Genomic DNA, 20,550 nt, shown 5'->3' with positions numbered 1-20,550 from the left:
AGCATTTTGAGGCTGTTTTCAACGCTGTATTGCCAACGCAGGTAGTTTTTCAACGGCCTGCTAGACACAGGCAGCACCACCACTCTGACCATCCGGCACATCAGGGGTTGCCTGCCAACCTGCAAGAATGCCGATTTCACCGGCAAAGTGCCAGCCGCAGGCGCCGGGCGGTTTGCCCTGTCTGGCGCATTCCGGTAGCTTTGCGCCACGCGCGCGCGGGCGAGCCAATCGCCGCCAACGCGCTTTATTTCAGATCGCTAGCAAGGTCCGTCATGGCTCAATACGTCTACAGCATGCATCGGGTGAGCAAGGTCGTTCCCCCCAAGCGTGAAATCCTCAAGGACATCTCTCTGTCGTTTTTCCCTGGCGCCAAGATCGGTGTGCTGGGCCTGAACGGCGCGGGTAAATCTACCCTGCTGCGCATCATGGCCGGTGTCGATACCGAGATCGACGGCGAGGCCCGGCCGATGCCGGGCATCAAGGTCGGCTACCTGCCGCAGGAGCCGCAGCTCGACCCGCAGAAGACGGTGCGCGACATCGTCGAAGAGGCCGTAGGTGAGATCAAGCAAGCCCAGGCGCGCCTCGACGAGGTGTACGCCGCCTACGCCGAGCCGGATGCCGACTTCGACGCCCTGGCCGCCGAGCAGGCCAAGCTGGAAGCCATCCTGCAGGCCTCCGACGGCCACAACCTGGAGCGCCAGCTGGAAGTGGCCGCCGACGCTCTGCGCCTGCCGCCATGGGACGCCAAGATCGAACACCTGTCCGGTGGCGAGAAGCGCCGCGTGGCGCTGTGCCGCCTGCTGCTGTCGGCACCCGACATGCTGCTGCTGGACGAACCGACTAACCACCTGGACGCCGATTCGGTGGCCTGGCTGGAGCGCTTCCTGCACGACTTCCCCGGCACCGTGGTAGCCATTACCCACGACCGTTACTTCCTCGACAACGTCGCCGGCTGGATTCTCGAGCTCGACCGTGGCCACGGCATCCCCTACGAGGGTAACTACTCCGGCTGGCTGGAATCCAAAGCCAACCGCCTGGCCCAGGAAGCCAAGGCCGAGGCTTCGCATGCCAAGGCCATGAAGGCCGAACTGGAATGGGTACGCCAGGGCGCCAAGGCGCGTCAGGCCAAGTCCAAGGCGCGCCTGCAACGCTTCGAGGAAATGCAGTCGCAGGAATTCCAGAAGCGCAGCGAAACCAACGAGATCTACATCCCGGCCGGCCCGCGCCTGGGCGACAAGGTCATCGACTTCCATAACGTGTCGAAGTCCTTCGGTGATCGCGTGCTGATCGACGACCTGTCCTTCAGCATCCCCAAAGGCGCCATCGTCGGCGTGATCGGCGGCAACGGTGCAGGTAAGTCGACCCTGCTGCGCATGATCACCGGCAAGGAGCAGCCGGACTCCGGGACCATCGAGATTGGTGAAACCGTGCAGATCGCCAGCGTCGAACAGAGCCGCGACATGCTCGACGGCAGCAAGACCGTGTGGGAGCAGATCTCCGACGGCTTCGACATGATCAAGGTGGGCAATTACGAGGTGCCGTCGCGCGGCTACGTCGGGCGCTTCAACTTCAAGGGCGCCGACCAGCAGAAGTTCGTCAAGGATCTCTCCGGGGGTGAGCGCGGCCGCCTGCACATGGCGCTGACCCTCAAGCAGGGCGGCAACGTGCTGCTGCTCGACGAACCGTCCAACGACCTCGACGTGGAAACCCTGCGCGCCCTGGAAGAAGCGCTGCTGGACTTCCCCGGCGCGGCCATCGTGATTTCTCACGATCGCTGGTTCCTCGACCGCATCGCCACGCACATCCTCTCCTACGAGGACGACGGCAAGGTCAATTTCTTCGAAGGCAACTACAGCGAATTCGAAGCCGACCGCAAGAAGCGCCTGGGCGATGCCGCTGCGCAGCCGCACCGCGTACGCTACAAGAAACTAGCCCAATAAAAGGACGCAAGCCGCACCGAAACGGAGCCTTAATGGCTCCGTTTTTTCTTGTTTTCACACAAGCTTTTATGTTTTTGCACCAAATAAGTACATGAAAGCGACGTTTTGCTCTATTGCAAGGCACGCCTCCTTTGGTAGAGTCCGCGCAAAAAACGCGTACTCCCATTTTTTGAGCTATCGAGAACTGCCATGAGCGAAAACGTTGATGCCTTCCTCGCCCGCCTGAAGCGGCGTGACCCTGAACAACCCGAATTCCACCAGGCCGTGGAGGAAGTCCTGCGCAGCCTCTGGCCGTTCCTCGAAGCCAACCCGCACTACCGTGATGCCGGCATCCTCGAGCGCATGGTCGAGCCTGAGCGGGTCATCCTGTTCCGCGTACCGTGGGTCAACGATGCCGGGCAGGTACAGGTCAACCGTGGCTACCGTGTCCAGATGAGCAGTGCCATCGGCCCCTACAAGGGCGGCCTGCGCTTCCATCCGTCGGTCAACCTGGGCGTATTGAAGTTCCTCGCCTTCGAGCAGGTCTTCAAGAACTCGCTGACCTCGCTGCCCATGGGCGGCGGCAAGGGCGGCTCGGACTTCGACCCCAAGGGCAAGAGCGAAGGTGAAGTGATGCGCTTCTGCCAGTCGTTCATGAGCGAGCTGTACCGCCACATCGGCGCCGATCTGGACGTTCCGGCCGGTGATATTGGCGTCGGCGGCCGCGAGATCGGCTACCTGTTCGGCCAGTACAAGCGCCTGTCCAACCAGTTCACCTCGGTGCTCACCGGCAAGGGCCTGACCTATGGCGGCAGCCTGATTCGTCCGGAAGCCACCGGTTACGGCTGCGTGTACTTTGCCCAGGAAATGCTCAAGCGCGATGGCCAGGATTTCGATGGCAAGCGCGTGACCATCTCCGGCTCGGGCAACGTAGCCCAATATGCCGCGCAGAAAGTCATGGAGCTGGGCGGCTCGGTGATTTCCCTGTCCGATTCCGAAGGCACCCTGTTCATCGAGGCCGGCCTCAGCGAAGAGCAATGGCAGTACCTGATGGACCTGAAAAACGTCCGTCGCGGCCGCCTCAGCGAAATGGCCGCGCATTACGGCCTGCAGTTCCTCGCGGGCCAGCGTCCCTGGCAACTGCCTTGCGACATCGCCCTGCCCTGCGCCACGCAGAATGAGCTGGACGGCAACGATGCCCGCACCCTGCTGAAGAATGGCTGCTTCTGCGTCGCGGAAGGCGCCAACATGCCGTCGACCCTGGAAGCGGTTGACCTGTTCGTCGAGGCCGGCATTTTCTACGCCCCGGGCAAAGCCTCGAACGCCGGCGGCGTGGCCACTTCCGGCCTGGAAATGAGCCAGAACGCCATGCGCCTACACTGGACAGCCGGCGAAGTGGACGAGCGCCTGCATGGCATCATGCAGAACATTCACCACGCCTGCGTGCACTACGGCGAGGAAAATGGCCGCATCAACTACGTCAAGGGCGCCAATATCGCCGGCTTCGTCAAGGTAGCCGACGCCATGCTGGCCCAGGGCGTGGTCTGATCACGCCGACGCCTGCCCGAGCCATCTGGCCCCGGGCAGGCGCTCCCCGCTCAATAGTGATACCAGCGCAGCTGTAGCTGCACCTCGTTCTGCGCTGGCGTCCACTGACTAAACTCACGGCGCGCCGCCAGGCGTAGCGCCAGATCAGCACCCAACTCCCACTGCTGTTGCAGCGCCAGACTGCGGCGTACCTCGCCATTGGCAAAGTAGTCGCCACGCCCCTCGAGGCTCAGATTACCCAGCCCGTTGCGCCACAAAAGCCCCGTATTGAAACCCACCGCCGGCTCCAGCAGGTTGCCGAACTGGGCATTGTGCTCAACCCGCGCCGTACCCATAGCGAAGCCCAGCAGCCTCTCGCTCAGTTGCCAGCTGCCGCCGGCACCCCCGCTGAGATGCCCGACCAGCTCGCGCTGCCCTTCCTCGCCCAGCACACGCTCCAGGCCGCCGCCGACCTGCCAGCTGATCGGCTGCAACAGGCGGTTACGCGGGGTCAGCGAGCGAATATTGGCCAGGTCCAGGCGCTGCAGCTGCCAGTGGTTGCCTTCGTACTGACGCACCTGCATCCCCAGGATCTCGATCTGCGCACCCAACGGGAAGCCCTGCGCGTTGTCGTTGAGGTCGTGATAGGCCATGCGCAAGCCATACTCGGCGTAGCTGCGCCCCTCCTGGCTACCCAGGGCAAGTTGCCAGGTACGTGACTGATGCCCCTCTTCCGGCAACCCCGGCCGCTCGACCTGCAAGGGCTCGGGAGGGTTGCGGTTGATGGCCTGCAACAGACGCAGGCTGCGCTGTGCCACCTGGCTGTCACGCGCCTCACCCGTGGCCTGGTAGCGCAGCAAACGATAGGCGGTATCCTGCACCTGGGCCTGACGCGGCAAGGGCAGCGCGCGGAACTGTGCGTCCTCCAGCCGGGCAGGGTCATCGGCCAGGCGCAGTGCCCAGTCTTGTTCAGTGGCGTCCAGCCCGGCACGGCGGGTCAGCAGTTCACGCTCGCGCGACGGCCGGTAGTCGATCTGCTCGACCAGCCCCGCCTGCTTGACGGCCTTGACCGTATCGGCGGGAATCGCGGTCAGCGGGAACTGCTCGGTCAGCCGCAGGCCGGGACGGGCAATTTCGAGGAGCTCCAGCAGGCGATAGGAGCAGTTTTCGTCAAAGAAGTAATAGTCGAAGCGGACCTGCTTGAGTTCCCAGACATGCTCGACCATGCGCTGGGTTTCCTCGGCCGAGAGATTCAGCCGGTATTCCCAGAGGTCACGGTTTTCCAGACGACTGTACTCGCTGAGTTTCTCGCGGTAGGGCAACAGGGCAAACAGCCCGGGGTAGCCACCCATCAGGCCTTTCCAGGCATACAGGATGCTGTTGTCGCTACCCTCGATATAGGCGCCGAAATTCAGCGCATAGCTGAGCATCGCCGTGCTTTGCGCAAAGTCTGGCGGGTCGATGCGCAGCAACGTGTGTCCGAACATCGACGAAGGACTATTCAGGTAGGCCGCGGGGAATACCAAAACCGTGCTGTGCGGATTGACGTCGGCCAGCCAGGCTTCGTATTCACTGCAGGTCACCGCCGGCAGGTCATCCAGCTGCAACTGCTCGCGCAGCCAGCGGGTACGCGCCGGATAGCGGCACTGCGCATGCTGATCGGCGTCGCTCAGCGGCGCGTACAGGGCCGCCAGGGTCGCACGCAGTTCGGCCTGCGGATCGTGCGCGCCCTGCTCGGCGAGGAAAAACTGCGCATCGTCGACATGGCTACGCCAGCCACCCAGGCGCGCCGCTTCGTAATGTCCCAGGGCCAGCCAGAACGGCTGTTCAGCCAGTTCGGCCAGAGGCAACGCGGACGCAGCCGCCTGAGCGCCGCCAGCGCTGGCCAGGAGCAGCGGCAAGAGAAATCTTCGCATGGGGGGACAACCGGAAAAAGCAGCGGCGACCGATCTACACCGGCCGCCGCAGGGAGGGTCAGAACGCCAATCAGGCCTGCTTGGCGTACTTGGCCAGGCGCGCGTCAGCCTTCAGCACGGCCAGCGTGGCTTCATGCACCTGCTGCTCGTTGACATCGGCAGCGCTGAAAATCTCGCTGAAGTGCGCCTGGGTCACCGCGGCAAAATGCGCGCGGTCTTCCGGCGCCACGCCCAGTACCACGGCATAGGTGGTCAGCGCTTCGCCTTCACCCTTGGCCATGTCTTCGGACAGCTCGTCCATGATGCCGCTGAGTACCAGCATCGGCTTCCCACCGTAGGTCAGTACGCCGCTGGTGGAGCAGCCGTTGGTGCCCGAGGTCATGCCGAAGGTGGCGTTGCCCGAGGTGCCGTTGGTGGTGGAGGCGACAAAGTGCGAGGGCATGCCGCTATGGCCCTTGAACAGCATGTTGCCCCAGCCACAGTTCGGGCCGCCCGGAGCCTCGGCAAAGGCGCTGGCGGAGGTGACTGCAAGCAAGCTAGCAAACAGAACTCGTTTCATATGCTGATCTCTTCTTCTGGTCATGGGGTCGGCGTCATTGCCAACCTGTGTGTCAGCATTTTGCAAGCGCCGCGCCCTGTCAAGGCGCAGAGCCGGCAATAGCCCGCAAAATACAACGCTTGATCCATGTCACGGCGCCCATCACCACACGCGCCACACTGATAGCACTCTCCTGCACACCGAGGTGCCCGCATGTCTACGTTCGACCCCGCCGCCGCACTGGAACAACTGCTTGCCGAATACAGCCAGCGTGCTGCGGCGATCCGCCGCGACCTCGCTCAGGCGCACGACGCCGACTTCGCCGAACAGGCCGTCGAGCGACAGAACGACGAAGTGCTGGATGCCCTGCTCGCCGAAGCGGAAGCCGGCATGCGCCTGGTGGGTCTGGCCCGCCTACGCCTGGCCGAGGGCAGCTACGGCCTGTGCCAGCGCTGCGGTGAAGCCATCAGTCCCGCCCGCCTGCAAGCCCTGCCGGCGGCGGAATACTGCCTGAACTGCGCCGACCAGGCGGGCTGAGCAGCAGGAAAAACGCCGGCAAGGGCGCCCCGGGCTGCCTGAGTGCAGCCGGCCAACCTTGCTGGCGGGGCAGGTGACGGCCAGAATGTTCGCCCAATGCAGTGATGTGCCTGCGCATTCGCCCCACCGCCCCCAGGATTCGCCATGCCCGATACCCTTGCCAACGCGCTGCGCCTGCCCGTGCAGTCCCTCGCCCGCCCATTCAGTCCCGAGCAGTTCAGCTTTGCCAGCACCGATGAACTGGAACCGTTCCGCGGCGTGCTCGGCCAGGAGCGAGCGGTGGAAGCCATGCAGTTCGGCGTGGCCATGCCGCGCCCCGGCTACAACCTGTATGTCATGGGCGAGTCGGGCACGGGACGCTTTTCCTTCAGCCAGCGTTACCTGCGTGCCGAAGCCAAGCGCCAGCCCACCCCGGGCGACTGGCTGTATATCAACCATTTCGCCGAACCCCGCGAGCCCCATGCGCTGGGTCTGCCGGCAGGACAGGCAGCCAGCTTCTGCAATGAGATCAGCCAGCTGATCGACAACCTGCTCGCCACCTTCCCGGCGGTGTTCGAGGCGCCGACCTACCAACAGAAGAAAAGCGCCATCGACCGCGCCTTCAACCAGCGTTACGACCGCGCCCTGGACAACCTGGAAAAGCGTGCGCTGGAAAAGAACGTCGCGCTGTACCGCGACAGCAGCAACATCGCCTTCACCCCCATGCAGGATGGCAAGGCGCTGGATGAGGCCGAGTTCGCCCAGCTTCCCGAAAGTGTCCGCGAGCAGTTCCACGAGGACATCGCACAGCTCGAGGAGTGCCTCAACGAGGAACTGGTCAATCTCCCGCAATGGAAGCGCGAGTCCAGCAACCAGTTGCGTCAGCTCAACGAGGAAACCATCAGCCAGGCCCTGGCCCCGCTGCTCGACCCGCTGCTGCAACGGCATGCCGACAACCCCGGCATCCTCGCCTACCTGCAGGCCATGCATGACAACCTGCGGCGCACCGTGGTCGATCAACTGGTCGACGACAGCAAGCCCGAACTGCAGCGGCGCGAGCTGCTCGAAGAGCAATATGCCCCCAACCTGCTGGTCGGCCATGCCGAGGGCGCCGGCGCACCGGTGATCTTCGAGCCGCACCCGACCTACGACAACCTGTTCGGGCGCATCGAGTACAACACCGACCAGGGTGCGCTCTACACCAGCTACCGCCAGCTGCGTGCCGGTGCGCTGCACCGTGCCAACGGCGGCTACCTGATCGTCGAGGCCGAGAAACTGCTCTCCGAGCCGTTTGTCTGGGACGCCCTCAAGCGTGCCCTGCATTCGCGCCAGCTGAAGATGGAAGCGCCGCTGGTCGAACTGGGGCGCATCGCCACGGTCACCCTCAATCCGCAGCGCATCCCCTTGCAGGTCAAGGTGCTGATCATCGGCTCCCGCGAGCTGTACTACACCCTGCAGGACCTCGACCCGGACTTCCAGGAGATGTTCCGCGTCCTGGTGGACTTTGACGAAGAGATCCCCCTGGCCGAGGACAGCCTGGAACAGTTCGCCCAGCTGCTGAAAACCCGCACCAGCGAAGAAGGCATGGCCCCGCTGAGCGCCGCCGCCGTGGCCCGCCTGGCCACCTACAGCGCGCGCCTGGCGGAACACCAGGGACGTCTGTCGGCACGCATCGGCGACTTGTTCCAGCTGGTCAGCGAAGCGGATTTCGTCCGTCAGCTGGCCGGTGCCGAGCTGACCGACGTCGGCCATATCGAACGCGCCCTCAAGGCCAAGGCCGACCGCACCGGACGCGTGTCGGCGCGCATTCTCGACGACATGCTCGATGGCACCATCCTTATCGACAGCGCCGGCGCGGCCATTGGCAAGTGCAACGGCCTCACCGTACTGGAGGTAGGCGACTCGGCCTTCGGTGTGCCGGCGCGAATTTCCGCCACCGTCTACCCGGGCGGCAGCGGCATCGTCGATATCGAGCGCGAGGTCAACCTCGGTCAGCCGATTCACTCCAAGGGCGTGATGATCCTCACCGGCTACCTGGGCAGCCGCTACGCCCAGGAGTTTCCCCTGGAAATTTCCGCAAGCATCGCCCTGGAACAGTCCTACGGCTACGTCGATGGCGACAGCGCGGCCCTCGGCGAGGTCTGTGCACTGATCTCGGCACTGGCCCGTGCGCCGCTCAAGCAGTGCTTTGCCATCACCGGCTCGATCAACCAGTTCGGCGAAGTGCAGGCGGTCGGCGGGGTCAACGAAAAGATCGAAGGCTTCTTCCGCCTGTGCCAGGCGCGCGGGCTGAGCGGCGAGCAGGGCGTGATTATCCCGCGTGCCAACGTCAGCAACCTGATGCTCGACGAACGCGTGCTGCAGGCAGTGCACGCCGGACAGTTCCACGTATTTGCCGTCAGCCATGCCGACCAGGCACTCAGCCTGCTGGCCGGCGAGGCGGCTGGCGAGGCCGATGCGCAGGGGAATTTCCCCGAGGGCAGCCTGAATGCCCGCGTGGTAGCCCGCCTGCGCGAGATTGCCGAACAGGGTCTGGACGACGACAACGACAAGGCCGAAGAGGCCCCGGTCAGCAAATCGCGGCGCACCCGCCAACCGGCCGCGGACAAAGCCAAGAGCGGCGACGGCGCCTGACCCAGGCGGCTGCTAAGCTGCGGATAAGCCCCGCTGCGAGGACTGCCGCCATGCCGACGACCTTCTGTCTGATCCGCGACTGCCTCGGCCTGCGCCTGCGCATCGAATGTCAGGCCCGCGCCCTGCGTGATGGCAGCGGCCTGTGGTGGATACTATGTGCCGCCGGCCGCGATGGCGAACCAGTCAGTGCGCTGCGCAGCCAGGGTCCGTTCCACGGTGAACTACAGGCGCAGCGCGGGCTGCAAGCCATCATCACAAACCTGCAGGCGCTGGGTTACCAGAGCAGCGCCCAGCCAGCACTGTGGAGCCTGCCGCTCCAAGCCGAGCTACGCCGTCTCCAGCACCAGCCGCACAGCCGTCCCTGGTATTGCCCGCAACATCTGTGAATGGGCTCGTGCTTGTCTGGATGGGGGCCACGGGTATACTTGCGACCCGTTTTTTCCGGCTTGGAGTCACCCCATGGAACGCTTTCTGGAAAACGCCATGTATGCCTCGCGCTGGCTGCTGGCGCCCATCTATTTCGGCTTGTCGCTTGCCTTGCTGGCCCTGGCACTGAAGTTCTTCCAGGAAGTATTCCACATCCTGCCCAATGTCTTCAGCATGGCCGAGGCCAACCTGATTCTGGTGCTGCTGTCACTGATCGACATGGCCCTGGTCGGTGGCCTGCTGGTGATGGTGATGATTTCCGGCTACGAGAACTTCGTTTCGCAGCTGGACATCGATGAAGGCAAGGAGAAGCTCAACTGGCTGGGCAAGATGGACTCCGGCTCGCTGAAGATGAAGGTCGCGGCATCCATCGTGGCCATCTCCTCGATCCACCTGCTCAAGGTATTCATGGATGCCAAGAACATCCCCGACAGCAAGCTGATGTGGTACGTCATCCTGCACCTGACCTTCGTCGCCTCGGCGTTCGCCATGGGCTATCTGGACAAGCTGACCAAGCATGACCACTGAGTGAACGCCACTTGTCATGCCGATGACGGCCTTTCATATGCCAGCGCCCCAACCTTGAGTTAGAATGCCCGCCTTTTTCCAGCACCGCCCCGCAGAGGACTGCCATGTTCAGCCGTGATTTGACCCTCGCCCGTTTCGACGCCGATCTGTTTGCCGCGATGGAGCAAGAAGCCCAGCGCCAGGAACATCACATCGAGCTGATCGCTTCGGAGAACTACACCAGCCCGGCCGTCATGGAAGCCCAGGGCAGTGTGCTGACCAACAAGTACGCCGAAGGCTACCCGGGCAAGCGCTACTACGGTGGTTGCGAGTACGTCGACATCGTCGAGCAACTGGCCATTGATCGCGCCAAAGAGCTGTTTGGCGCCGACTACGCCAACGTCCAGCCGCACGCCGGCTCGCAAGCCAACGCCGCCGTGTTCCAAGCGCTGGTCAAGCCGGGCGACACCGTACTGGGCATGAGCCTGGCCCACGGCGGCCACCTGACCCACGGCGCCAGCGTCAACTTCTCCGGCAAGATCTACAACGCCGTACAGTACGGCATCACCGACGCCGGCCTGATCGATTACGACGAAGTCGAGCGCCTGGCCGTCGAGCACCAGCCGAAGATGATCATCGCCGGCTTCAGCGCCTACTCGCAGGTGCTGGACTTCGCCCGCTTCCGCGCCATCGCCGACAAGGTCGGTGCCTACCTGTTCGTCGACATGGCCCACGTGGCCGGTCTGGTTGCCGCCGGCGTGTACCCGAACCCGGTACCGTTCGCCGACGTGGTCACCACCACCACCCACAAGACCCTGCGCGGTCCGCGTGGCGGTCTGATCCTCGCGCGCGCCAACGAGGAGATCGAGAAGAAGCTCAACTCCGCCGTGTTCCCGGGCGGCCAGGGCGGCCCGCTGGAGCACGTGATTGCCGCCAAGGCCGTGTGCTTCAAGGAAGCCCTGCAGCCGGAGTTCAAGGCTTACCAGCAGCAGGTCGTGAAGAACGCCCAGGCCATGGCCAGCGTATTCATCGAGCGCGGTTTCGACGTGGTTTCCGGCGGCACGCAGAACCACCTGTTCCTGCTCTCGCTGATCAAGCAGGACATCACCGGTAAGGACGCCGACGCCGCTCTGGGTCGCGCCTACATCACCGTGAACAAGAACAGCGTGCCGAACGACCCGCGTTCGCCCTTCGTCACCTCCGGCCTGCGCATCGGCACTCCGGCCGTCACCACCCGTGGTTTCGGCGAAGCCGAGTGCCGCGAACTGGCCGGCTGGATCTGCGACATCCTGCAGAACATGGGCGACGAGTCGGTGATCGACGCGGTACGCGAGAAGGTCAAGGCCGTCTGCGCCCGTCTGCCGGTGTACGGCAACTGATACACTGCGTTACCTGAGTGGCAGGCCCAACCTGCTACTCATTCACTGTTTAGGCCAGTAGCTCAATTGGCAGAGCGGCGGTCTCCAAAACCGCAGGTTGGGGGTTCGATTCCCTCCTGGCCTGCCAAACAGGCAAAGGCCCGGCATAGCACTATGTCGGGCCTTTGTGTTTTACCCGCCCCCCGTCCTGCCCTGCACTCCCCGCACCAGCCATCTACTGGCTTTGCCGCACCGCGCACACGCCGTACAACGTCTTCCGCCCGACACTTGCTATAGTGTGGAAAACCCAGTCAGGAGTGCAGCAATGACCGATACCAGCCAAGAGCGCCGGCGCTTCCAGCGCATTGCCTTCGACGCCGCCACCGTGCTCAGCCAGGGGGATCATCAGTGGCCGGTAGAATTGCTCGACATCTCCCTGCGCGGCCTGCTGGTACGCTGCCCGGCAATCTGGCACGGCGATCCGCAACAACCCTTCACAGCACGCCTGAGCCTGGATGACGGCACCCAGGTACAGATGGACGTACAGCTCACCCGCGACAGCCAGGGACTACTGGGCTTCCTCTGCCAGCACATCGACCTCGAATCGATCAGCCACCTGCGCCGCCTGGTCGAACTCAACCTGGGCGACAGCAGCCTGCTGGAACGCGAGCTTGCCGCCCTCAGCGATAACTGACACTGCTGCCGACCTGCACAGCGCCGCCTCCGGGCGGCGTTTTGCTGTGTGCCCGTCATCTTTATGTACAACTTTTCCAGCAGAGCTATACAAAAGTATTGACTTGTACAACGGCACACCTAAGATGAACACAAGCTGTACAACAGTTAAGTTTTGTACAACACATCCTGGGAGGCTCCATGCATACGTCGATGCCCAAGCCCAAGCTCGCCATCAGCGCCTGCCTGCTCGGCGCCAACGTGCGCTTCAACGGCGGCCACAAGGAATCGCGCCTGTGCAGCCAGAGCCTGGCCGAACATTTCGAGTTTGTTCCGGTATGCCCGGAAGTCGGCATCGGTCTCGGCACCCCCCGCCAACCGATCCGCCTGGTCGGTGATGCGCAATCTCCGCGTGCCGTAGGGACCGTCCAGCGCGAGCTGGATGTCACTGATGCGCTGCGCGACTACGCCGAACGCATGGCCGGCGAACTCGACGATATCTGCGGGCATATCCTCATGCAGAAGTCGCCGTCCTGCGGCATGGAGCGGGTCAAGCTCTATCAGGACAATGGTTATCCGGCCGAGGGAGGGGCAGCGGGTATCTATGCAGCCCGTTTCATGGCGCTGCGCCCCGACCTGCCGGTAGAAGAAGACGGCCGCCTGAACGACCCGGTGCTGCGTGAGAACTTCATCACCCGCGTATACGCCTATGCCGAATGGCAACGCTTGTGCCGAGCCGGCCTGAGCCGACGTGGCGTGCTGCAATTTCACGCACGCTACAAGTACCAGCTGCTGGCCAATAATCCGCAGGCCTACAAAGAGCTGGGCCGGCAACTGGCCAGCATTGCCCAGCATGACCTTGAGCAGTTTGCCGCCGACTATTTCAGCCGCCTGATGCAGGCCTTGCGTCGTACCGCCAGCCGCGGCAGCCACAGCAATGTACTGCAGCACCTGTTCGGTTACCTCAAGCATGCACTGAGTAGCGAGGAGAAACGCGATACCGTGCAACTCATTGAGCAGTACCGGGAAGGTATCGTCCCGCTGGTGGTCCCGCTGACTCTGCTCAAGTACCACTTCCGTCGCCATCCGCATCCCTATGTGGCGCAGCAGGCTTATCTGCAGCCGCATCCGGAGCGCCTCAGCCTGCGCAACGCGCTCTAAACCATGCAGCCCGAAGATTACAGCAGCGCACTGGCTGCCGGCTGGTTGCCGATTCGTGACGTAGCCCGGCAGACCGGCGTCAATCCGGTCACCTTGCGCGCCTGGGAGCGACGCTATGGCCTGCTGCAACCACAGCGCACTGGCAAGGGCCACCGCCTGTATCCACCGGGCCAGGTGGAGCGCATCCGACAAATCCTCACCTGGCTGGGGCGCGGCGTCTCGGTCGGCCAGGTCAGCGAGTTGCTGCAACGCCAGGAACACCAGCCGCTGGCGCACAACCTCTGGCAGGAGCAGCGCCAGCAGCTTCTGCAAGCCATCGCCGAACAAGCCGAGCGACGCCTGGATGACCTGTTCAACCAGGCGCTTACCCTCTATCCGCCCGCTACCCTCTGCGCACAGCTGCTCCTGCCGTTACTCGACAGCCTGCAGCAACGCTGGCAAGGCCAGTTCGGCGCCGAGCTGGAGCGGGTGTTTTTTCACTCCTGGCTGCGCAGCAAACTCGGCGCGCGCCTCTATCACCAGAATCGCCAGCTGGGCGGTGCCCCGCTGCTGCTGGTCAACCTCTCGCAGCGTCCGCTTGAGCCTGGCCTCTGGCTGACCGCCTGGCTCTGTGTCAGCGCGGCCTGCCCCAGCGAGGTATTCGACTGGCCGCTGCCGGCCAATGAACTGCTGCTGGCCATTGAACACATGCAGCCGCGGGCCCTGCTGCTGTATGCCAGCGACAGCCTGCCGAGCCCCCTCCTGCAACAACAACTGCCCCGTTTGCTGGCCAGCAGTCCGGTGCCGCTCTTGCTCGCCGGCCCAGCCAGCCAGATTCATGCAGCGAGCCTGCAGGACCTGCCAGGCCTGCACCTGGCTGCCGGCCCGCTGGCCGCCCTGCACAGCCTGCAACATCTGGAACTGCTTGGCAGCGCACAAGGATCGCCCACATGACCCAGCTCTACTGGTTGCGCAATGACCTGCGCAGTACCGATAACACGGCACTCAACGCAGCCATGGCCAATGGCCCGACCGTAGCCCTGTATGTGCTGAGCCCGGCCCAGTGGCAGGCGCACCACGACTCGCCGAACAAGGTCGATTTCTGGCTGCGCAACCTGCACGCACTGCGCGACGAGCTCAACGCCCTCGGCGTACCACTGCTGATTCGCCAGGTCGAGCACTGGCAGGACATTGGCGAACTGCTCCTCACCCTCTGCCAGCAACTGCAGGTACGTGCCGTGCAGGTGAACGCCGAATACGGCGTCAACGAAACCCGTCGCGATCAGTCGGTAGCCGCCTGCCTGGCCCGCGCGGGCGTCGCCTGGCATAGCCATCTCGACCAGTTGCTGTTCGCCCCTGGCAGTCTGCTGACCCAGTCTGGACAGTGCTTCCAGGTGTACAGCCAGTTTCGCAAGGCCTGCTATCGACAACTCGCCCGTCACCTGCCAACGCCCCTGCCACGCCCGCGTGCGCAACCCGCGCTGCCCCTGGCCAGCGATCCGCTGCCCGAGCAGGTGAGTGGCTTTGCCCGCCCCACGGACAGTCTGCGCCAGCTCTGGCCGGCCGGCGAACAGCAAGCCCTGCAACGTCTGCAGCGCTTCGCCGAAGCGCGGCTGGAGGACTACGACCGCCAGCGCGACCTGCCGGCCCTGCCCGGTACCAGCCAGCTGTCGCCCTATCTGGCGGCCGGCGTACTGTCGCCCCGCCAATGCCTGCACGCGGCTCTGCAGCACAACCAGGGCGAGTTCGAAAGCGGCAACCCCGGTGTGGTCTGCTGGATCAACGAACTGCTCTGGCGCGAGTTCTACAAACATATCCTCGTCGCCCATCCCCGCCTCTCCATGGGCCGTGCCTTTCGCCGCGAGACCGAGGCACTGGCCTGGCGCGATGCTCCACACCAGCTGCTGGCCTGGCAGGAAGGACGCACCGGTTTCCCGCTGATCGATGCGGCCATGCAGCAGTTGCGCGCCACCGGCTGGATGCACAATCGCCTGCGCATGGTCGTCGCCATGTTCCTCTGCAAGAACCTGCTGATCGACTGGCGACATGGCGAGCGCTTCTTCATGGAGCAGTTGATCGACGGCGACCTGGCCGCCAACAACGGCGGTTGGCAGTGGAGCGCCTCGACCGGCACCGATGCCGTGCCCTACTTCCGCCTGTTCAACCCGATCACCCAATCACAGCGCTTCGACCCGGACGGGACCTTCATCCGCCACTGGCTGCCAGCCCTGGCCGGCCTGAACAAGCGCGACATCCATGACCCAGCGCGGCTCGGCGGCTTGTTCGGGATAGCCGACTACCCACGTCCGCTGGTCGACCTGGCGGCCAGCCGCAGCCGCGCACTTGCCGCCTTCAAGGCCCTGGAGCGCAGCCATGAGTGAATTCCTGCGCCACTTCGCCCAGCGTTTCGCCAGTCTGGATGCCGCACACTTGCACCAGCTGGCGGAGCTGTACAGCGAGGACATCCTGTTCCGCGATCCGCTGCACGAGATACAGGGCCTGGCGGCCCTGCAGCGCTACTTTGCCGAGCTGTACAGCAACGTGCGCGAACTACGCTTCGATGTCTACGCCTTCGACACCCTGCGCGAAGGCGAAGGCTACCTGCGCTGGACCATGAGCTACCGCCACCCGCGTCTGGCAGGTGGTGCACTGATCCGCGTGGACGGTTGCTCGCACCTGTTGTGGCGAGATGGCCGGGTCTACCGCCATCGCGACTATTTCGATGCGGGCGCCCTGCTGTATGAACATCTGCCACTACTCGGGCGGGTGATTGCCTGGTTGAAACGGAGGTTGGCATGAGCTGGACGGAACAACGGATCTGGCTGACCGGTGCCAGCAGTGGTATCGGTTTGGCACTGGCCGAACAGTTGCTCGAGCGGGGCGCACGCCTGGCCCTCAGCGCGCGACGTGAGGCGCCGCTGCAGGCCCTTGCCGAACGTTATCCCGGACAGGTGCTGGTCCTGCCGGGCGACCTCGGTCAGGAGAGCCAGGTACAGGCCGTCGCCCAGGCCATCGATGCCCACTGGGGCGCACTGGATATGCTGCTGTGCAATGCCGGCAGTTGCGAATATGTCGAAGCGGGCGCTTTCCAGGCAGCCAGTATCGAACGCATGCTGCGCAGCAACCTGCTCTCGGTGGCCTATGCCATCGAGGCGGGCCTGCCGCTGCTGCGCCGTGGCCGACAGGCGCAACTGGTCGCGGTGGGCAGTTCGGTCACCTACCTGCCGCTGCCCCGCGCAGAAGCCTACGGCTGCTCCAAGGCCGGCCTGCGCTACCTGCTGCAAAGCCTGCGCATTGCCCTGGCCAGTGAGGACATCGCGGTCACGCTGATCAGCCCCGGCTTTGTCGACACCCCGCTGACCCAGCGTAACGATTTCCCCATGCCGATGCGCTGGACAGCCGAGCGTGCCGCCAGCGAGATCATCACGCGCCTGCCGGCGCGCCCGTTGGAAATCCGTTTCCCCGGCCCCTTCATCAGCCTGCTGCGCCTGCTGGGCAGCTTGCCGCAACGCTGGCAGCTGGCCATTGGCTGCCGCCTGGCGCGCCCCGTTCACAAGGAATCACGACCATGAAGATCGCCATCATCGGCAGCGGCATTGCCGGCCTGACCTGCGCCTACCTGCTCAATCGCCGCCATGCCATCACCCTCTTCGAAGCCGAGTCTTGGGTAGGCGGGCATACGCATACCGTACCGGTCAGCCTGGATGGCCAGCACTACGCCATCGACACCGGCTTTATCGTCTTCAATGACTGGACCTATCCAAACTTCATCCACCTGCTGCGCCAGCTTGGCGTGCGCTACCAGCCCACCGAGATGAGCTTTTCCGTACACGACCCACGAAGCGGCGTGGAGTACAACGGCAATAACCTCAACAGCCTGTTCGCCCAGCGCAGCAACCTCCTGTCACCGCGCTTCTGGGGCATGCTGCAGGATATTTTGCGCTTCAACCGCGAAGCGCTGCGTGACCTGGAGGAAGGGCGCATCGCCGCCGACCTGACCCTGGGCCAGTACCTGCAGCAGAATGGCTATGGGCAGCGTTTCATCGACCACTACATCGTGCCGATGGGCGCAGCGATCTGGTCGATGTCGCTGGAAGGCATGCTCGGCTTCCCCCTGCAATTCTTCGTGCGGTTCTTCCGCAACCACGGGCTGCTCTCGGTGAGTGATCGCCCTCAGTGGTATGTCATCGAGGGCGGCTCCAGTGCCTACGTGGAACCGCTGACCCGCGACTTCCTGCAGCACATCCGCAGCAACTGCCCGGTACAGCGCATCGAACGCGATGCCAGCGGCGTCACCGTACACAGCGCAGCGGGTAGCGAACGCTTCGACAAGGTAGTACTGGCCTGTCACAGCGATCAGGCGCTGGCCCTGCTGGCAAAACCCAGCGAAGCCGAACAACAGATTCTCGGAGCCCTGCCCTACGCCGAGAACGATGTGGTGTTGCACACCGACACCCGCCTGCTGCCGCGCCGCCCGCTGGCCTGGGCCAGCTGGAACTACCGGCTGGGCGGACCACGCCAGCAGCCGGCGGCGGTCACCTACAACATGAACATCCTGCAGGGCATCAAGGCCCCGCACACCTTCTGCGTCAGCCTCAACCAGAGCGAGGCGATCGCACCCGACAAGGTGCTGGCGCGCTTTCGCTATGCCCATCCACAGTACAGCCTGGCCGGCATGGCCGCCCAGGCACGCTGGGAAGAAATCCATGGTGTGCAGCACAGCTACTATTGCGGCGCCTACTGGGCCAACGGTTTCCACGAGGACGGCGTGGTCAGCGCGCTGCGCGTGGCCAGCGCCTTCGGGGAGCAACTGTGAGCGCGCTACAGCACAGCGCGCTGTACCTCGGCCAGGTTGGGCACCGGCGTTTTGCTCCGCGTGCACACGCCTTCAACTATGCCATCGGCCTGTTCTACCTCGACCTCGACGAACTGCCGCAGCTCCTGCAACTCAGTCGCTGCCTGGGCTCGCAGCGCTGGCGGCCACTGGCGTTCCGCGAGCAGGACTACCTGCCGGGCCTGACCGGCAGCGGCCTGTCACTGCGTGAAGCGGTGCGCCAGCGTCTGCACGAGGCGCTCGGCCGCGATATCGACGGCCCGGTCCGTCTGCTCACCCAGCTGCGCTGCTGGGGACTGAGTTTCAACCCGGCCAGTTTTTTCTACTGTTTCGATCGCCAGGAACAGTTGCAGGCGATCCTCGTCGAGGTCAGCAATACCCCCTGGCGCGAACGCTATCACTACGTGCTACCCGCCCAGGGCGACGGCCCGCAGTTCTTCGCGGTGGCGAAGTGTTTCCATGTCTCGCCCTACCTGCCCCGCGAGGTGGATTACCACATGCACTTCAGCCCACCGGGCCAGCGCCTGGGCATTCACATGGCCGACTGGCAGGGCCCGCTCAAGCTGTTCGATGCCAGCCTCAGCCTGCGCCGCGAGCCACTGGACCAGCGCAGCCTGCATCGCTACCTGCGGCATTTTCCGTGGATGACCGGCAAGGCCGTGCTAGGCATCTACTGGCAGGCCTTGCGCCTGCTGCTCAAACGTACCCCCATCCATGACCATCAGCCGGCCCTGGGCCAGTTCCAGGTCGCTCAGTTTCGTCACAAGGAGTCAGCCGATGAAAACCTCTAGCCTCACCGGCAAAGCGCGCCTGTTCAGCCACACCGGCCTGGCCAATGGCCTGCTGCGCAGCGCGGTATTGCGCCAGCTTGGCCAACTGCGCCATGGCCAGCTGCGCGTCATCGAACAGGGCGAAAGCATGGAGTTCGGCCCGGGTGGGCACGGTCCGCATGCCGAGATCGAAATTATCGACAGCGCTGCCTGGGGCCTGATCGCCGGCAACGGCTCGATCGGTGCCGGCGAGGCCTATATCCATGGTTACTGGTGCAGCCCCGACCTGACCGCCGTGGTGCGCCTGTTCGTCGCCAATCTCGACGTACTCGACGCCATGGAGCGTGGCCTGGCCAGCCTCGGCCGACCGCTGGTCAAGGCCCTGCACTGGCTCAACCGCAATACCCGCAGCGGCGCGCGCCGCAATATTGCCGCGCACTATGACCTGGGCAATGCCCTGTTCGAGCAGTTCCTTGATCCGACCATGATGTATTCGGCGGCGATGTTCCCGCCCGGTTGCGACGACCTGGAGCAGGCGCAACTACACAAGCTGGAGCGCATCTGCCAGAAGCTCGACCTCAAGCCCAGCGATCACCTGCTGGAAATCGGCACCGGCTGGGGCAGCATGGCCATCTATGCCGCCAGCCACTACGGCTGCCGGGTGACCACCACCACCCTGTCGCGCGAGCAGTTTGCCTACACCCAGGCGCGCATCGAGGCTCAGGGCCTGCAGGATCGCATCACCCTGCTGCTGGAGGACTACCGCGACCTGCGTGGCGAATACGACAAGCTGGTGTCGATCGAGATGATCGAAGCGGTGGGTCATCGCTTCCTGCCCACCTATTTCCGCCAGTGCGCCAGCCTGCTCAAACCCGACGGGTTGATGCTGCTGCAGGCCATCACCATCCGCGAGCAGCGCTATGAAATGGCCCGCCGCTCGGTGGACTTCATCCAGCGTTACATCTTCCCCGGCGGCGCCCTGCCCTCGGTACACAAGATGCTGGAAATCGTTGGCCGCGACACGGACCTCAACCTGCACCACCTGGAAGATTTCGGCCTGCATTACGCCCGCACCCTGCGCCACTGGCACGAACGCCTGCGCCAGGCGCGCGGCAAACTGGCCGAACTGGGCTACGACGAGTACTTCTTCCGTCTCTGGGAGTTTTACCTGTGCTATTGCGAAGGCGGCTTCCTCGAGCGCAGCATCGGCACCGCGCACCTGCTGCTGGCCAAGCCGCAGGCCCGGCCATTGCCGCTCCTGGGAAAGTTCGATGAATAAACTGCTGCTCAACGCCCTGCTGTTTCAGCTCGGCTGGTTCCTCTGCGTATTCGCCGCTCAGCAGCCCTGGCTGCTGCTCGGCGTGCCGTTGCTGCTGGCCATCCACCTGCGCTGGGTGGCCGGCTGGCACGCCGAAGGCCGCCTGCTGGTCAGCGTGCTGCTGAGCGGCGCGGCACTGGACAGTACCCTGCTGCAAATGGGCGTGCTCGATTTTGCTGGCGACAGCCTGCTGCTGCCACTCTGGCTGGCCGCCCTGTGGCTGCTGTTCGGCACCACGCTCAATCATTGCCTGGCCTGGAGCGCACGGCCCTGGTGGCGTGCCAGCCTGCTCGGCGCATGCGGCGGGCCGTTGTCCTACTACGCTGGCGCGCAACTGGCCGGTGTCGGGATGCCGCTGGGCCTGTGGCCCAGCTTGCTGATCCTCGCCGGCTGCTGGGCCGTCTTGCTACCGCTGCTGCATGGTTTCGCCAGCCTGCAACGGCAACGTCTGGCCAGCCAGTGAATCCGGCCTCGG

19 protein-coding genes and 1 tRNA gene are annotated in these 20,550 nt (G+C 64.3%); 18 read left to right on the top strand and 2 right to left on the bottom strand.

Features of this window, described 5'->3' with window-relative positions:
* Positions 1 to 272 precede the first annotated feature (272 nt).
* Together ettA and gdhA are read left to right on the top strand one after the other, a co-directional pair.
* Positions 273 to 1,940, top strand: a complete 1,668-nt coding sequence (gene ettA, locus CW360_RS07245) for an energy-dependent translational throttle protein EttA (protein ID WP_101193237.1) — start codon at positions 273 to 275, stop codon at positions 1,938 to 1,940.
* 189 nt (positions 1,941 to 2,129) lie between these two features.
* Complete coding sequence (gene gdhA / locus CW360_RS07240) at positions 2,130 to 3,467, top strand: NADP-specific glutamate dehydrogenase (RefSeq protein ID WP_093985181.1); 1,338 nt, start codon at positions 2,130 to 2,132, stop codon at positions 3,465 to 3,467.
* 50 nt (positions 3,468 to 3,517) lie between these two features.
* On the opposite strand, the gene CW360_RS07235 is transcribed toward gdhA, so the two are convergent.
* Together CW360_RS07235 and CW360_RS07230 are read right to left on the bottom strand one after the other, a co-directional pair.
* On the bottom strand, positions 3,518 to 5,362 hold the full coding sequence (locus CW360_RS07235) for an Lnb N-terminal periplasmic domain-containing protein (RefSeq protein WP_101193236.1): 1,845 nt from the start codon (positions 5,360 to 5,362) through the stop codon (positions 3,518 to 3,520).
* A gap of 70 nt (positions 5,363 to 5,432) precedes the next feature.
* Complete coding sequence (locus CW360_RS07230; RefSeq protein ID WP_093985183.1) at positions 5,433 to 5,921, bottom strand: DUF3015 domain-containing protein; 489 nt, start codon at positions 5,919 to 5,921, stop codon at positions 5,433 to 5,435.
* A 192-nt stretch (positions 5,922 to 6,113) separates the two neighbouring features.
* Here CW360_RS07230 and CW360_RS07225 point away from each other — a divergent pair, with 192 nt between their 5' ends.
* From CW360_RS07225 to CW360_RS07150, 16 genes are all read left to right on the top strand, one after another.
* A complete protein-coding gene (locus CW360_RS07225; RefSeq protein ID WP_101193235.1) occupies positions 6,114 to 6,437 on the top strand; it encodes a TraR/DksA family transcriptional regulator in 324 nt (107 codons plus the stop codon).
* Positions 6,438 to 6,581: 144 nt separating this feature from the next.
* On the top strand, positions 6,582 to 9,050 hold the full coding sequence (locus CW360_RS07220; RefSeq protein WP_101193234.1) for a Lon protease family protein: 2,469 nt from the start codon (positions 6,582 to 6,584) through the stop codon (positions 9,048 to 9,050).
* A 50-nt stretch (positions 9,051 to 9,100) separates the two neighbouring features.
* Complete coding sequence (locus CW360_RS07215; RefSeq protein WP_101193233.1) at positions 9,101 to 9,436, top strand: PA4575 family protein; 336 nt, start codon at positions 9,101 to 9,103, stop codon at positions 9,434 to 9,436.
* Positions 9,437 to 9,509: 73 nt separating this feature from the next.
* Positions 9,510 to 10,004 carry a TIGR00645 family protein gene (locus CW360_RS07210; RefSeq protein ID WP_093985187.1) on the top strand — a complete coding sequence of 165 codons (495 nt, stop codon included), beginning with the start codon at positions 9,510 to 9,512 and terminating at the stop codon, positions 10,002 to 10,004.
* A gap of 104 nt (positions 10,005 to 10,108) precedes the next feature.
* Positions 10,109 to 11,362 (top strand): serine hydroxymethyltransferase, encoded by a 1,254-nt coding sequence (glyA, locus tag CW360_RS07205; protein WP_101193232.1) that lies wholly within the window; start codon positions 10,109 to 10,111, stop codon positions 11,360 to 11,362.
* Positions 11,363 to 11,413: 51 nt separating this feature from the next.
* Positions 11,414 to 11,489 (top strand) — tRNA-Trp (locus tag CW360_RS07200).
* Positions 11,490 to 11,666: 177 nt separating this feature from the next.
* Positions 11,667 to 12,035 (top strand): PilZ domain-containing protein, encoded by a 369-nt coding sequence (locus CW360_RS07195; RefSeq protein WP_101193231.1) that lies wholly within the window; start codon positions 11,667 to 11,669, stop codon positions 12,033 to 12,035.
* Positions 12,036 to 12,214: 179 nt separating this feature from the next.
* A complete protein-coding gene (locus CW360_RS07190; protein ID WP_101193230.1) occupies positions 12,215 to 13,174 on the top strand; it encodes a YbgA family protein in 960 nt (319 codons plus the stop codon).
* Between the two features lie 3 nt (positions 13,175 to 13,177).
* Positions 13,178 to 14,107, top strand: a complete 930-nt coding sequence (locus tag CW360_RS07185) for a MerR family transcriptional regulator (protein WP_101193229.1) — start codon at positions 13,178 to 13,180, stop codon at positions 14,105 to 14,107.
* Positions 14,104 to 15,534, top strand: coding sequence for a deoxyribodipyrimidine photo-lyase (gene phrB / locus CW360_RS07180; protein ID WP_101193228.1), 1,431 nt, complete (start codon positions 14,104 to 14,106; stop codon positions 15,532 to 15,534). The genes CW360_RS07185 and phrB overlap by 4 nt, the downstream gene beginning before the upstream one ends.
* On the top strand, positions 15,527 to 15,952 hold the full coding sequence (locus tag CW360_RS07175) for a nuclear transport factor 2 family protein (protein ID WP_093985193.1): 426 nt from the start codon (positions 15,527 to 15,529) through the stop codon (positions 15,950 to 15,952). The genes phrB and CW360_RS07175 overlap by 8 nt, the downstream gene beginning before the upstream one ends.
* Entirely contained in the window at positions 15,949 to 16,725 is a 777-nt protein-coding gene (locus CW360_RS07170) for an SDR family NAD(P)-dependent oxidoreductase (protein ID WP_101193227.1), read from the top strand. Before CW360_RS07175 ends, CW360_RS07170 begins: the two co-directional genes overlap by 4 nt.
* Positions 16,722 to 17,969, top strand: a complete 1,248-nt coding sequence (locus CW360_RS07165) for an NAD(P)/FAD-dependent oxidoreductase (RefSeq protein WP_101193226.1) — start codon at positions 16,722 to 16,724, stop codon at positions 17,967 to 17,969. The genes CW360_RS07170 and CW360_RS07165 overlap by 4 nt, the downstream gene beginning before the upstream one ends.
* Positions 17,966 to 18,778 carry a DUF1365 domain-containing protein gene (locus tag CW360_RS07160; RefSeq protein WP_101193225.1) on the top strand — a complete coding sequence of 271 codons (813 nt, stop codon included), beginning with the start codon at positions 17,966 to 17,968 and terminating at the stop codon, positions 18,776 to 18,778. The genes CW360_RS07165 and CW360_RS07160 overlap by 4 nt, the downstream gene beginning before the upstream one ends.
* Positions 18,765 to 20,036, top strand: coding sequence for an SAM-dependent methyltransferase (locus CW360_RS07155; protein WP_093985197.1), 1,272 nt, complete (start codon positions 18,765 to 18,767; stop codon positions 20,034 to 20,036). Before CW360_RS07160 ends, CW360_RS07155 begins: the two co-directional genes overlap by 14 nt.
* Entirely contained in the window at positions 20,029 to 20,538 is a 510-nt protein-coding gene (locus CW360_RS07150; protein ID WP_101193224.1) for a DUF2878 domain-containing protein, read from the top strand. Before CW360_RS07155 ends, CW360_RS07150 begins: the two co-directional genes overlap by 8 nt.
* The last annotated feature ends 12 nt before the right edge of the window (positions 20,539 to 20,550 follow it).

The sequence above is a fragment of the Pseudomonas fluvialis genome (assembly GCF_002835605.1).
Lineage (GTDB): Bacteria > Pseudomonadota > Gammaproteobacteria > Pseudomonadales > Pseudomonadaceae > Aquipseudomonas > Aquipseudomonas fluvialis.
This window is presented reverse-complemented; position numbering and strand designations above follow the sequence as displayed.